This is a genomic window from Terriglobales bacterium, assembly GCA_035624455.1.
Taxonomy (GTDB): domain Bacteria; phylum Acidobacteriota; class Terriglobia; order Terriglobales; family Acidobacteriaceae; genus DASPRM01.
This window is the reverse complement of record DASPRM010000028.1, coordinates 1-13,791: the sequence shown is the minus strand read 5'-3', so window position 1 is coordinate 13,791 and position 13,791 is coordinate 1. Positions and strand designations below refer to the sequence as shown.

Genomic DNA, 13,791 nt, shown 5'->3' with positions numbered 1-13,791 from the left:
GACAATCGTCTCAGCCACACCCTCTTAGGTCTCTTGTACTGCTGATACAAGGACTTACGTGCAGCAAGCTGCAGCACACCCGCCGCTCGCAAACTAAGATGGCACGGAACGCCTGTGAAAACAATTTCACATTTGGGAAGTAACTTTCCTAAGGTAATGCTTTAGCTTAAGAGGGGATGGCCCGATTAAATTTCAGCCCCATCAGGTGGTATCGCTCACCGTGGGTTATGCGCACCAACCGCGCCTTGAGGCTGCGGATGGATTGGGCGGAAAAGCTATCGGCAGGCAGCGGCGCCACCGGAATCTCCAGCGATAAACTCGCTGATTTTGGAAGACTTCGGCGAGTCGCTAGCAGTATTCCTCCAGCGCTTATATTCAGCGCCGTAGCGAACTCAAGGAATTCCTTGCCGTTCTCGTCGGTGCCGCGGACGAAGACCGGGATTGACAAGGGCAGACGCTGGTACTTGCGTCTTTCGACACCTTTAGCAGGGCTTGACATGCGCTGTCTCAATCTTGCCTGGGCGCACACAATGGGCCAAATATCCTAATCCGCACCAGCCTCGTGGAAATCTCGTCCAACTTTTTGGCTGGCTTAGATTTACCTTCAATTTTCCTGCCTGTAAACAGCTATTCTGTACTTGCATCTGCCTAGTAAATGCAGCAATCTTTTGCGTTCCCATAGGAACTACGTTGCAATTTGTTTTCTTGACACTGATCGGCAGGTTACATAACATCGCATAGCTCGAATGGCTAAGCTCGGCTAGCGGCGGGTTCCTTTCCTCCCCTTTAGTTCCCAAGCAAGCGAGACTTTGATGGCGAACGCTCAACCAAATGCCGCAGTGCGTGTAGAGACCACTCCCGGGCTCGAGGTTTCTCCTTCTGTTTGCCCGTCATTGCCTGATCCTGAGATCTCCGCAACCGATACTCCTCCCCTGGACTTGCGCCAAGCCTATGAAGAATTGCGAGTGCAATACCAGCGTTGCTCCGCGGCTCTGGCCACTGCTGCTCACGATCTGCGCACCCCCTTGGCTGTGGTTTCCGGATACATCGAACTGCTCATCAGCGGCAAGCTCGGCTCGCTCAATGAGAAACAACAGCGCGTGCTGGAGGACATGCAGGTCAGTGGCATACGTTTGCAGCGCCTGGTGACTGACTTTCTCACCTTCGCTTCCTTGCAGACCGGCGCCGTAAACCTCCGCCTCGAACCCCAGGACATCAACGCCTGCCTGCAGGAACTCAGCGGATTCTGGCTGCCCCGCTTTCAAGAAAAGGGAGTGGCCTTCTATTTTCTTTCCAATCCCATCATCGAGCCCTTCCCTTTCGACTACGACAAGATTCAGCGCGTGGTGTCCAATCTTCTCGAAAATGCCCTCAAGTTCACGCAAACCGGCGGGACCGTCTGGCTGCACGCCGAGCCACAACTCTGGGAACGGCGCAGCAGTCACAAACCGCACCCCGATTTTCAGGAGCGCCGCAAGCGCACCGTCCTCACCGCCAATGCCGTGCGCGTGAGCGTATCCGATACTGGCCCGGGTATTTCCCCGGAATATCACCAGGAAATCTTTGGCGAGTTCTTTCAAGTGCCGGCTTCAGGCGCCGATGATCTCGGTATGGGTCTCGGGTTAGCTATTGCGCGCCGCCTGGTGCAGGCCCATGGTGGAAAAATCTGGGTGGAGAGCGAGCCCAATTGCGGCTGCAAATTTTCCTTTCTTCTCCCCTTGAAGCGCGACTAGAGAGGCCTAATCGAGATGGCGAAGTCCCCCTCTATCATGGTGGTTGACGACGAGCCGACGATGCTCCGCTACTTGCGTACCCTGCTCGAAGTCGAGGGCTATCGCGTGGAGACGGCCACCGATGGCTCGGAAGCTGTGCAGCGTTTGCAGGCCGGTACGGTTCCCGATCTCGTTCTGCTCGATGTCCTCATGCCCGTGTTGGATGGTCTGCAGACACTGGAACAATTGCGCTCCATGCATCCCCAGCTCAAGGTGGTCATGCTCTCTTGCGTGAGCGATACCCGCAAGGTGGTTCAGGCTATCCGGCTAGGAGCCCAGGATTATCTCACCAAGCCATTTCAAAAAGCAGACCTGGACGCGGTAATCGAGCAATGCCTGGGCAATCGCGACAAGGTCCCCCACCTCCACGGTGAGATTGAGGATTTGGGCGACGATGTCTTTTTCGTCGCCGCCAGTCCGGCCATGAGGAAGATTCGCTCGCAGGCGAAACTCGTAGCCAACGTGGATATCCCCGTGTTGTTGCTGGGCGAAAGCGGCACGGGCAAGGAAGTTGTCGCCCGCCTGATCCATAAATACTCCCCGCGGGCGCATCGCACATTCCTGAAGGTCAACTGCGCCGCCGTTCCCGCCGACCTGCTGGAGAGCGAACTGTTCGGTTACGAACCCGGGGCTTTCACCGGCGCCACTCACTCAAAGCCGGGCAAATTCGAGCTCTGCAACAAAGGCACGATCCTGTTGGACGAAATCGGAGAGATGCCTCCCCAACTCCAGGCCAAACTCCTGCACGTTCTGCAGGACCAGCAGTTCTCGCGGCTGGGCAGCCGCACGGTGATCAAGGTAGATGTGCGCATTCTCGCTGCCACTAACATCGATATCCCGACGGCCATTGCCGACAAGAAACTGCGCGAAGATCTTTTCTACCGTCTCAACGGCTTCACCATCAATCTTCCGCCGCTCCGCAATCGCCGGGAGGAAATCGGCCTGCTGTTGAAACACTTCATCAGCCAGGTGGCGGAGCATTATGGACGCGCGCCGCTGCCGGTCACACCCCATCTACTCGAAGCCTGCGAGCAATATCACTGGCCGGGTAACTTGCGCGAGCTGGGCAATTTCGTGAAGCGCTACCTGATTCTTGCCGACGAAGAGATGGCCATCGCAGAGCTACAAATGGCGAGTGCTGTCGACAAGTCCAGCATGGGCGAGGTCGGTTCCTCTTCACGGGACGGCCTGAAGGGAATCGTCCGCGGAGTAAAGGACGAAGCGGAAATCGAAGCTATCACCAAGGCCCTGGAACAAACCAACTGGAATCGCAAAAAGGCCGCCCTGCTGCTGAAGATCAGCTACAAAGCTCTGCTCTACAAAATCCGCCAATACGACATCCAGCGCGTGGGTTCATCGGTCAACTAGCCTGGCCCTGCCAAATATTGCAATGTCATGCTGAACAACGGCCAAATCCGACGTCCCCAGCAAACCCGCCTTTGGTTTGCTGGGATGGCTGGAGGCCCGAGTTGAAGGACTCTGCGGTTGATTCCAGGTCGAGCGTGCCGGTGCCGTGCCGCAGGTTCACACCGCGCTTTTCGGCGCTGATCTGGGGTTCCGCTGATTGGTTAGCGCGCCACGTGGCAAGCTGTCTTCTCCTGCTCAGCCGTTTCCACGTCCGTGGGGTGCTTCTCCTTCGATTCTTTGTAAGCGGCGTAGAACAGCATCAGCCCCATACCCACAAACACGGTCAGCGCGACCAGCCCCATAAAGAGGATTGGCATAAACCACCACCACGGCGAGTCTGCTGCCGCAGCACACTAAAATCGGTGATGCGGGTCACCGGCTGAGGTGACGCCAGCTCTCTCCTTCACATCTCATCCAGTCATACTTCTCACTTCCATCTGGGGTGTCATCCTGAACCCGAGAAGCGGGCGAAGGATCTATGCATTTGAACTAGCGACCAGCGCCTTATTAAACTTTGTGAGTTCACCCGGTCTCAGTTCCTACTTCACCCGATCTCATGATCCGCTTCGGCATCCTCGGCTTCGGTCTGCACGCTGTAAAACGCCTGATTCCCGGCTTCCGTGCGGCTAAGCGCTGCCGCGTCACCGCTCTCTCCCGCCGCGATCCGGAGAAAGCCCGGGCTTCGGCCACACAATTTGACATCCCGTACGCTTTTTCTTCCGCTGAAGAATTGTGTCGCTGTCCCGAAGTGGACGCGGTCTTCGTCACCACTCCCAACGCCTGCCATCGTGATGACGTTCTCCTCGCCCTGCGCTGCGGCAAACCTGTGCTCTGCGAAAAACCGATGGCCATCGATGCCGACCAATGCCGCGAGATGGTTGAAGGTGCCCATCGTGCCCGCCTGCTGCTCGGTGTGGCCCAGGTGTTTCGCTTCCACGAGACTCTCGCCTGGATGCGGGCTCGAATCGCCGCCAGCGAGATTGGCAAACCTGTATTCGCGCGCTCGGAATTTTTCTATCCTGGTCGCAGTCACCCTCGAACCTGGCTTACGGATAAATCCATTGCCGGCGGCGGTCCCGTTGCCGACGTGGGCGTCCATTGTATCGATGCTCTTCGCTTTGTATTGCTGGACGAAGCCGTCCGGGTGCACACCCGTGGTGTTTCGGACGCGGAATCAGGTGATGTGGAGTCCGCGGCGATACTGAGCTTGCTCTTCCGCAAAGGCACGCTCGCGACGGTGATGGTCTCCACTCGAACCCAATATCGCACTCCTATGGAATTCATTGGCGAAGAAGGCGAGATTTTCGCCGATGATGCACTAAGCGTCGAGCATCCGGTCAGAGTCGAGCTGAGTAGCAATGATCAGGTGATCGCCTGCGAGGAACTTTCCAACCACTTCTCCTATACTCGACAAGTCGATGCCTTCGCCGCTTCCCTCGAAGAGCGCATTCCCTTCCCCGCTACCGGAGAAGATGGCTGGCAAAACCAACTCGTCCTCGATGCCGCCTATCGCAGCATGCAAAGCGGCCAGATGGAAACGATCCAGGTGCTGTAGCCGCTTCGTGCTAGGGTGTGATCTGGCGTTTCAAATTGCCCAACTACAATTTACCCGCTTACCATTTCTGCGCTCTCCCGCGCCCCTCGCTCTTCCACCTCGGTAACGATAGCTTCCACTTCTGAACCCTGCTCCATGGCGGTATGCTTGACCCGCATCAGAACAAGTTCCTCGTCGGAGCCCGTCTCCAGGATCATCAGCACAGCTGGTCCAGCGCCACTCAGTACCACTCCCAGAATCCCATCCTGGCCTGCCAATTCGCGCATCGCGGGAAGCAGCGGACATAGCTTTTCCCGATAAGGCTCGTGCAGGCGATCGCGCAAAGCCGCACCCATCATCCCCGCATTTCCCTGCTCCCACGCTCCCACCAGGAGCAACGACCGCTGCAGATTGCTCACCACATCGCTGCGCGGATACACCTCCGGAAGCACGTTGCGCGCAGCTTCCGTAGAGAGCGGATTGGGCGGAAGCACAGCCAGGATCGGCCACTTGACTGGCGTCGAAAATCTCACCGCCTGCACCGCCGATTCTTCCGTTTCCCTGCACGAGGGCATTGCCGCTGCCACCAGCCCGCCAAGCCAGCAGGCGGCTACGTTATCGGGATGGCCTTCGCGTACCGCTGCCTCATCAAGAATCCGGCTCTCCTGCCAGCCCAGTTTCCCAAAGTGATTGGCCAGAGCGATGGCTGCAAGCCGCGCCGCAGCCGACGACCCCAATCCCTTCCCCAATGGAATCTGATTACGTATGTGCAACGAGAGCGGCACTACCTCCTTGCGATTCGCGGAGAGAATCTCGGTATAGGTTTCCAAAATCAGATGCCGGCGCAGGTTTCCGCACAGCTCTCGATCGCGGCCCTCGGCCGAAACCGCAAACACTCCCGCCGGCCTCGCTTCAATCTCCAGATGAAGATTGAGTGCGACCGCCACAGCATCAAACGCCGGCCCCAGATTCGCCGAGGTCGCCGGCAGCCGCATTGTGACCAAATCACTCACTATCAACTATTACTCTCCAACACTCGCAGAACCTCATCCGCCTTCGCATCCAAAACCACTGGTGCCCTTTGATGCTGCCGCAGTTCCCGCTCCAGCTTCCTGCCAGAATCCTCGCCTTCCAGCAGCGATCCCTGATGAAACTTGAAGGTGTACTCCGGATCCTTCAGCACATGTCCGGTCAAAATCAAAACCGTCTTCTCGTCCGGCTTAACGTGCCCCTGCGCGACCAGTTTTTTTAATCCCGCAAGCGTCGCCGCGGAGGCCGGTTCGCAACCGATGCCATCCTCGCCAATTTCCGCCTTGGCAATCGCAATTTCCGCCTCCGAAACCTGCTCCACCATCCCGCACGTCGCTTCCAGCACTCGGACCGCCTTCTTCCAGGAAGCAGGATTACCGATACGGATTGCCGTAGCCATCGTTTCCGCGGCAACGGAGATCAGCCGCTTTCCTCCGGTCTCCCTCACCGTTCGCACCAGCGCATTCGCGCCTTCTGCCTGGATCACGTGCAGCCGCGGCAGACGTTCGATCAGCCCGAGCTTCACCATCTCGAGCAGGCCCTTTCCCAGCGCCGAGGAGTTTCCCAGGTTTCCGCCGGGCGCCACGATGTGATCCGGCACGCGCCACTCCAGCTGTTCCATCAGCTCCACGGCGGCGGTTTTCTGTCCTTCGATCCGGTACGGATTTACGGAATTCAGCAGATATATCGGGTAGCGATGGATCACCTCGCCCAGCACCCGCATGCAGCCATCAAAATCGGCGCGCAATTGGCAGGTCAGCGCTCCGTATTCCAGCGACTGCGCCAGCTTTCCCCAGGCTATCTTCCCTTCCGGGATCAGCACCAGGCTGCGCATACCGGCCCGCGCGGCGTAGGCCGCCATGGAGGCCGATGTATTTCCTGTGGACGCGCATGCCACCCAGCGAAAACCTTTTTCCCGCGCCACCGACAGTGCCGCCGTCATGCCCGTATCTTTGAACGATCCCGTGGGATTCATTCCCTGATGCTTCGCCAGCAGACCGTTCACACCGGCACTGCGGGCCGAGCGCGGCAATTCGTAGATGGGCGTATTACCCTCGTGTAGTGTAACCACCTCGTCGATGCGCGCCACGATGGGCAGCAACTCACGAAAGCGCCAGACTCCACTCAGGTCGGCGGGCGCCAGCGATGTCCTGCGCCGAACCCATAGCGCTTTGAGGTTGCCGCCCGATTCCAGATCCCGCCGATCGTCAAAGACCCTGCAATTGACCTCCAGCAGATCCCGGCAGTTGGTGCAGCGGAAGTCCGCAGCCAGCTCAGACTGTTCCTGACCGCAGCCAATGCATACCAGACGCGCGGTTTCAGTCATGCTCGCATTTGCAGCTCTGGCCAGTTTCATTCGCGCCCCGTCTAAGGTCACACAGTCTTCTCGACCGCCGGCACCCTGGCGCTTGAGAGGAATTCGTCATGCACAGCCTTCACCACCTCGTCGGCTCCGGAGGAATTCACGGCAAAACAGATGTTCAGTTCGCTCGCCCCCTGCGCCACAGAAATCACGCTCTGGTTGCGCGCCGCCACCGCTGTAAACAGCCGGCTCAGGATGCCTGGTGTCCCTCGCATCGCCTCGCCCAGCACACAGATCACCGCAACCTCTCTCTGGACGAAGATGGGATGGATCACGCCGTGTTGCAGCTCCACCCGGAACAGCCGCTCAATCAGCTTCACCACATTCTCCGTATCCGCGTCGCGCAGCACCAACCCCAGGGCGTTCTCGGAAGAAGATTGCGTCGAGAACAGCACATCCACGTGCTCATGGCCCAGCCGCAGGAACAGGCGGCCGAAAAGCTCCGCAAACGGCGTATCCTGGCGCGCCCTCAAGTTGATCAGGCTCGCCTGCTTGACTACCGTGACCGCCTTCACCGGAGAGCCGTCGCCCGCAACCTTGGAGGTGATCTTGGTCCCTTTCACCTCCGGGCGGAATGAATTCTTGATCCACACCGGGATGCCGCGGTCCATCACCGGCCGGATCGCCTTATGGTGAATCACCTTGGCTCCGTAATAAGAAAGCTCTACGGCTTCCGCAAAAGTGATCTCCGGCAGCGTGCTGGCATCGGGACACACGCGTGGATCAGCGGTGAGAACTCCATCCACATCGGTCCAGATCCAGACCTCGTCGCAACCAATCGCCGCTCCGAGGATTGTTGCGGAGGAATCCGATCCTCCACGCCCCAGGGTGGTGGGCTGACCCTTCGCCGTGGCCCCGGCGTAACCCGTGACCACTGGCTGTTTCCCTGACTGCACCAGAGGCAGCAGCATGGCTTGCGACTTCTGCTCGGTCCCCGCCATATCGGCGCTGGCATCACCGAAATGATCATCAGTCACCAATACCTGCGTCGAATCCACATACTCCGCGTTCAGGCCCATCTGGCGCAGCACAGCTACGAATATCTGCGCCGACATCTTTTCGCCCATGGGAGCGGCGACATCCAGAATTTGCGCCGTAGAAGAGCGCAGCATCAGCAGCGCAGAACAAAAATCGTGTAGCTGACGCAACACTGCGCCCACCCGTGACTCCACCTGCTCGCGTTCTTTTCCTACAAACAGCTCTCGTATCACTCCCTCATGCCGCTCTTCCAAGGCTCGCAACTGAGCTTCGACAGTAGCTTGTTCCCCTTGCCTCGCCGCGGTGACCGTCTTCAGAATGTGATCCGTAACCCCCGCCAGGGCCGATACCACAGTGACCACCTCGGACTTCGGCACGCATTCTGCAACCCTACGCGCAGACTCCCGTATCCTCTCGGCATCGCCGACTGAGGTGCCGCCGAATTTCATGACAATCAGGCTCATGCCTGGATTAACTCCCTGCTGAGCTTAACCTGCCCGACCGACTTTCAGTAATGAGAAACCGTGCACTTCGGCAGCCCACCGGCCCAAGCGCGGCCTGGTCCAGATCCTCGTGTTCCTGCCATCCGCCGGATATCAGCCCCCGTCCGAGTCGAAGGACGTGGCAGTTGCTAGCAATGAGAGTCAGTCGATTCTGTGGCCAAGTCTCTCCATGGCGGTTGCATTGGAGGGCGGCTGGGTAGGAACGGATGTCTCGTCGGTTCAGCTTGGCCTAGCTCCTTCTCACTTCACCCGATCACCCGATCCTAACTTCCTCCGATACTAGAACTCGATCGAAAGAAATCTCTCTTCCCTTCCACCACTGTTCTTCAGCCGGTGCCGCCCCGCCTCCAACCACGTCACTCCTCCAGCAGGAACCGCGATTCTGCGCGCCTCGCCCGGTGTTGCGACGTCCACGAGCTCCAACGGCGTGATTGCAACGATCAGCGTGTCGTTACGGACGCTTGCTCTTTGAAAAGACTGCTGCGGGTCCAGCGTCGTTCCCGCCAGCGTGATCCTGCCCATGCTCACCGCCCACAGCGGCGGCATAGGTTTTGCATTCGCGCATCCGCACAGCGCGCTCTCGGCATCGCCACCACACTCGCATCGGCTCGTGGCCCCTCCCCGCGGCTTCAGCGTGATCACCACAGCTTCCACTGTCAGCGAAGAATCGTTCACAACCGATCGCACCGAAAAGCTATGAAAGAAGCGCGCGTCCCCCGCGGTGAGTTCCTGGCGCACCTTCTGTCCGGAGGACATAACGAACCTCGGTGTCGAGTCTTCCAGCGCCACCCAGACCACGTCGTGCACATTCTGAAATAGCGGAGTGCGGAAGTGGGGAGCCAGTCTCAACCGGTAAACGTCAACGTAGTTGTTCTCCAGTACCGGCTCGTACCGAGCCACCTGATAGGGCAACTCGGCCGTTGTCTGCGCAAACCCGGTCCAGGCAATCGCAAAAAGAAGGATGCCGAAGCGCCTTCGCATGGGAACAGCCGTGAGTTGTCTGGATTCTATTACCGCAGGTGTTGTCCTTCCGGTTTTCGCTCGCGAGTCCATCTGCAACCTTTGTATTCTGCGGCCGAATCTAAGATGGTTTAGATGGTGTGCTGATCCGCACTCAGAACGTGAATCAGCCGGATCTCGCGTTCCTAAAGGAGACTGTCGTGCGCAAGCTGCTCATGGTCGCCGCTTTCGGTGTGTACTCTCTGTTGCGCTTGCCTCTCTATGCACAGCAGATCGATGCCGCTTTCGGTGTCAGCACCCTCGTCGCCCCATCTTCCTCCAGTGCATCCGGAGATCACGCCGCCCAAACCATCAGTGGCGGAGCTTATCCCGGGTTCAGCGGTGATTTCCTCCTCCGGCATGCTTTTGGTGTTGGCGGCGAGCTCTATTGGAGAGCCAGCCAAAGCATCTATCAGGGATTCCAGCCGTTTCGTCCCATTCTCTGGGACTTCAACGGTGTATGGGCGCCACCCCTGGGACGCAGCGCCGCGGCAGAACTTGAGGGCGGCATCGGCGCCCAAAGCGTTCGCTTCTACAATTCTGACTTCCTATGCGGCTTTGCGGGCTGTACCAACTACACCAGCAGTAACCACTTCATGGGTCACTTTGGTGGGGGGATCCGTTTCTACGTGCATGGCAATCTCTTCGTGCGGCCTGAGGCCCACGTCTATCTGGTCCACAACAACATCGAGTTCAGCAGCAGCCATGAAGAACGCTTCGGCGTTTCTATCGGCTATTCGCTGAATCGGGAGCGCTAGCGCCCCAAAAGCAGAAATCCCGGGACTTTCCCGCTTGCCCTCTCCATGTGCAAGAGATTGCACAGCCGCGTAGGTCAAACCTCGTATTTTCAGCGTGATTTTTGGTCACACACGTGCACCCTGCACCAACGTCGCTCCCCCAGATTGCGGCAGTCGAGCGGTCCGAGGGGATACAAATGTCTTGGCTCTTCATCAGCGTCCTTCTGGCGTCGGTGCTTTCATTCTTCTGCCTAGCCTGGCTGCTGGCGCTTGATCAAATTCACTCCCGGAATCGCCGGCCCCGCGTCTCGCGTCATAAACGTAGCCACTTTCGATCCCAATCCATCGAGCATCACACAACCCTGCTTCGTCTGATATACCGGTGACCCATGCCTCTGAGCTTCCCACTGTGCCGATACTTGCGTGAAATCGCCCACCACTGGCCGGATTTCCAGTTCACCACTGCCGATGGCCGAGTCTGGGCCTACCTGGACGAAAGCATCAATTCCATCGTCCCCCGCATCGAGGCCCGCAAGCATATTCTGCTGCGCTCGGAGCGTACCCGGTTGGCGGAAATTCAAGGCGCCATCGTTGAACTCGATACGTTCGACCCGCCCATGGTCTACAGCAGCCGCAAGGATCTGGTGAGAGCTTGGCTGGAACTCCACGACAGCTTCAACGTCGAACTTACCCAGCAGGAGTGGGACACCCTCTTAGGCATCCGCGGCGCCACCTGGGACTGATTTCTGCGCGCATGCGTAATGATGCGGGTAGGAGCTTTGGGCAGCTAAGCAACTTGAGGGTGCCTCATCCCAGCCGGTTCTTTGGCTAGGGTGGCGTAGTTGATCTTGTCTTGCCAGAAGACTACGTGGGAACGGACGTCCTCGTCCGTTCAGGTCGAGCGCAGCTCGACTCGACACGCCGCTGGATCTGCAGTTTTTCTCTCTGAGCTTTTAAACTGATTAGCTGAATACTGATTAGCTGAATACTGATTACTGACTGCTATCAATTGAAGAACTCCGGCATCGACGGCGCACTCGCTGAATTTCCTGGAAACGAATTCACCCCCAGCGCCTGCAGAATCAGACGCAACGTACTCTCATGCTGATAAACGGTCGTCGACTGGAAGCCTTGCTTAACCTTCGGTCCCACCAGGATCGCGGCGATGTGTCCTCCGCCGTGCTCCACATCAAGTATCTCGCTCTCGTCGTACACGATAATGAGCAATCCGTCCTGCTGGAACACCGGGCTGGCTAGCAGCGGTGCGATGTTGTTCCGCAGCCAGTCATCGGAGGCCGCCTGTGAGCCATTGTGAGAATCGTCGTTAACGTTCGGCACGATAAAGGAGAAGTTCGGCAGTGTATTGTTCGCCAGGTCAGCCGCGAATTGCGAAAACGGCACCAGATTGGCCGCTTGCGAAGGATCGGTGGCTACATCGGTGAAATACGCAAATGGATTGTGACGCTTCACGTACAACCCAGTGTCGCCGCCGGCATAACCACGTTGCGGGAGGCTCTCCGCGTACGACCTCCAGCTCTTCCCTGCCGCGGTTAATTCGTGCGCAAGATTGTCTACATCCACATTCGTCGCCAGGGTGTCATCATTGGTGATGATCTGGCCGGTGGTGAGCATGAAGTAATTTCCGATCGAGGGATGTATATCAGCGAAATATTGCGTGGCCAGTGAGTACTTCGCAGCAAGCGAATTTATGTATGGCATCGCCGCATTCCCGATCACGTCCGAATAGCTTTGGTTCTCTTCAACGACCAGGAATACATGACCGGTGGCAGGAACGCTGGCACTCGTGGTCGTCGTCGGACCGGGACTGCTGTGCGTTCCAGCCGATCCTCCGCAAGCCGCCAGCTCTGCGACGATTGCGATTATCGCCAATAGCCCGGAAATCCTCACCCGCCCCCACAGCAAGAAAAACCTCTTTATGATTCCAATTTCCCTCTGGGAGTTGTGTGGTAGCTCTGGGAAGAAGTCGGCGGAGGTTCTCGCCCTCGCGAACCAGAAAGAGGTTGCTCCGCACGGCTTCCCACCGGGTTTGGCAAGGCCGCACCCGTTTCCCCGCCATCGGCTTCGGATTCACATCCGAATGGCGTGAGGATAGCGCTAGAATAGCTGCGCAACAGACAATCGATAGAAACGATACTGAACCGGCTGACTCTCTATGGGCCGCTCTGTCACGCATCTCAACCTTAGACGTTGCGAGCTTCTCGCGGCAGTTGTCGCCGCGGTCATTGCGTCCTCCTTTGCCTACGAAATTTGCGCTGAAGCCGCGGACTCAAGGCCGGCGAGTGCCATCAACCTCGCAGGCGAGCCAGTCGATCCCCTGCAGGCAAGCGGGGGGAAAATTGCGGTCTTGATTTTTGTGCGCACGGACTGCCCTATCTCCAATCGTTACGCCCCCGCGATCCAAAAACTCAGCTCGCAATACGCCGCAAAAAGCACATTTTGGCTGGTCTATCCTGCGAAATCGGAAAGCCCGGCTTCGATTCGGCAACATCTGCAGCAGTATGGGTACCGGCTCTCCGCCCTGCAAGATCCGCAGCATGCGCTCGTGAAGCTGAGCCATGTGGAAGTGACGCCCGAAGCAGCCGTCTTCAATGTAACCGGGGAACTCGTCTATCACGGTCGCATCGACAATTGGTACCAAGATTTCGGCCACTCCCGGCAAGCTCCAACCACGCACGATCTGGCAGACGCGATTTCCGCCGCCATGAATGGCAAGCGGCCGGCGGTGACCTCCACCCCCGCTGTGGGTTGCTACATCTCCGATCTTCAATGAACTCCATTGGCCCCAGGATCGCTGCAGGCCTCGCCGCTGCGGCTTTGGCCCTGGCTGCGGCTGCCACCCTGGCGCAGCTTACAAGTCTCGCGGGATCGCCACCCCAGTCGGACCAGCCAAACGTCACATTCACCCACGACATCGCTCCCATCATCTTCCACAACTGCGCAGGATGCCATCATCCGGGCGGAGCAGGCCCCTTTCCCTTGCTCAGCTATCAGGATGTCAGGAGCCACGCGCGGCAGATCGCTGAAGTCACGCGGTCTCGATTCATGCCGCCGTGGCAACCCGAGCCAGGCAAGCTGAAATTTGATGGCGAGCGAAGATTGTCAGATGAACAGATCACGCTCCTCCAGAAGTGGGTCGAGGGTGGTGTGCTCGAAGGGCCTCGGGGTGAACTGCCCTCGCAGCCTCGGTTTGTCGAGGGATGGCAGCTCGGTAAGCCCGACCTGGTTCTTCGTGCGCAGAAGCCGTTTCGCTTGCCTGCCGCAGGAGGAGATACATATTGGAATTTTGTCTTGCCCATCCCCATAGACCGCACTCGCTGGGTCAAAGCGGTCGAAATCCGTCCCGGTGATAAGCGAGTGGTACATCACGCCAACATGCTCGTCGATCGCCTGGGGCGCGCCCGCGAAATGGAAGCAGAGCCCGGCGCTGGCTTTGGAGGGATGGAAACCC

General features: G+C 58.3%; 14 protein-coding genes. 7 read left to right on the top strand and 7 right to left on the bottom strand.

The genetic code is table 11. The features are described 5' to 3' along the window. Window positions 1-166: 166 nt before the first annotated feature. Window positions 167-499, bottom strand: coding sequence for a PilZ domain-containing protein (locus VEG30_03545; GenBank protein HXZ78977.1), 333 nt, complete (start codon window positions 497-499; stop codon window positions 167-169). A gap of 313 nt (window positions 500-812) precedes the next feature. Between VEG30_03545 and VEG30_03540 the strand changes: the two genes are divergently transcribed. Next, on the top strand, window positions 813-1,733 hold the full coding sequence (locus tag VEG30_03540; GenBank protein ID HXZ78976.1) for a HAMP domain-containing sensor histidine kinase: 921 nt from the start codon (window positions 813-815) through the stop codon (window positions 1,731-1,733). A 15-nt stretch (window positions 1,734-1,748) separates the two neighbouring features. Further along, on the top strand, window positions 1,749-3,140 hold the full coding sequence (locus tag VEG30_03535) for a sigma-54 dependent transcriptional regulator (GenBank protein ID HXZ78975.1): 1,392 nt from the start codon (window positions 1,749-1,751) through the stop codon (window positions 3,138-3,140). A 200-nt stretch (window positions 3,141-3,340) separates the two neighbouring features. Here the strand turns inward: VEG30_03535 and VEG30_03530 are convergent, their stop codons facing one another. After that, a complete protein-coding gene (locus tag VEG30_03530; protein HXZ78974.1) occupies window positions 3,341-3,496 on the bottom strand; it encodes a hypothetical protein in 156 nt (51 codons plus the stop codon). A 239-nt stretch (window positions 3,497-3,735) separates the two neighbouring features. Here VEG30_03530 and VEG30_03525 point away from each other — a divergent pair, with 239 nt between their 5' ends. Next, window positions 3,736-4,734 carry a Gfo/Idh/MocA family oxidoreductase gene (locus VEG30_03525; GenBank protein HXZ78973.1) on the top strand — a complete coding sequence of 333 codons (999 nt, stop codon included), beginning with the start codon at window positions 3,736-3,738 and terminating at the stop codon, window positions 4,732-4,734. A gap of 50 nt (window positions 4,735-4,784) precedes the next feature. On the opposite strand, the gene thrB is transcribed toward VEG30_03525, so the two are convergent. From thrB to VEG30_03505, 4 genes are all read right to left on the bottom strand, one after another. Then, entirely contained in the window at window positions 4,785-5,726 is a 942-nt protein-coding gene (gene thrB / locus VEG30_03520; GenBank protein HXZ78972.1) for a homoserine kinase, read from the bottom strand. 2 nt (window positions 5,727-5,728) lie between these two features. Next, the gene (thrC, locus tag VEG30_03515) at window positions 5,729-7,099 is read right to left on the bottom strand and encodes a threonine synthase (GenBank protein HXZ78971.1); all 1,371 of its coding nucleotides are present in this window, start codon (window positions 7,097-7,099) and stop codon (window positions 5,729-5,731) included. 17 nt (window positions 7,100-7,116) lie between these two features. Continuing rightward, a complete protein-coding gene (locus VEG30_03510) occupies window positions 7,117-8,547 on the bottom strand; it encodes an aspartate kinase (protein HXZ78970.1) in 1,431 nt (476 codons plus the stop codon). Between the two features lie 318 nt (window positions 8,548-8,865). Then, window positions 8,866-9,567 carry a hypothetical protein gene (locus tag VEG30_03505; GenBank protein ID HXZ78969.1) on the bottom strand — a complete coding sequence of 234 codons (702 nt, stop codon included), beginning with the start codon at window positions 9,565-9,567 and terminating at the stop codon, window positions 8,866-8,868. 179 nt (window positions 9,568-9,746) lie between these two features. On the opposite strand from VEG30_03505, the gene VEG30_03500 reads away from it, so the two are divergent. Together VEG30_03500 and VEG30_03495 are read left to right on the top strand one after the other, a co-directional pair. Then, window positions 9,747-10,343 carry a hypothetical protein gene (locus tag VEG30_03500; GenBank protein HXZ78968.1) on the top strand — a complete coding sequence of 199 codons (597 nt, stop codon included), beginning with the start codon at window positions 9,747-9,749 and terminating at the stop codon, window positions 10,341-10,343. 368 nt (window positions 10,344-10,711) lie between these two features. Further along, window positions 10,712-11,065: a hypothetical protein gene (locus tag VEG30_03495; protein ID HXZ78967.1), complete on the top strand. Its 354-nt coding sequence runs from the start codon at window positions 10,712-10,714 to the stop codon at window positions 11,063-11,065. Window positions 11,066-11,327: 262 nt separating this feature from the next. On the opposite strand, the gene VEG30_03490 is transcribed toward VEG30_03495, so the two are convergent. Continuing rightward, the gene (locus VEG30_03490) at window positions 11,328-12,212 is read right to left on the bottom strand and encodes an alkaline phosphatase family protein (protein ID HXZ78966.1); all 885 of its coding nucleotides are present in this window, start codon (window positions 12,210-12,212) and stop codon (window positions 11,328-11,330) included. Between the two features lie 283 nt (window positions 12,213-12,495). Between VEG30_03490 and VEG30_03485 the strand changes: the two genes are divergently transcribed. Next, window positions 12,496-13,113 carry a redoxin domain-containing protein gene (locus VEG30_03485; GenBank protein HXZ78965.1) on the top strand — a complete coding sequence of 206 codons (618 nt, stop codon included), beginning with the start codon at window positions 12,496-12,498 and terminating at the stop codon, window positions 13,111-13,113. Then, window positions 13,110-13,791, top strand: a 682-nt coding sequence (locus tag VEG30_03480) for a cytochrome c (GenBank protein ID HXZ78964.1), incomplete at its 3' end; no start/stop codon positions are given. The genes VEG30_03485 and VEG30_03480, both read left to right, overlap by 4 nt.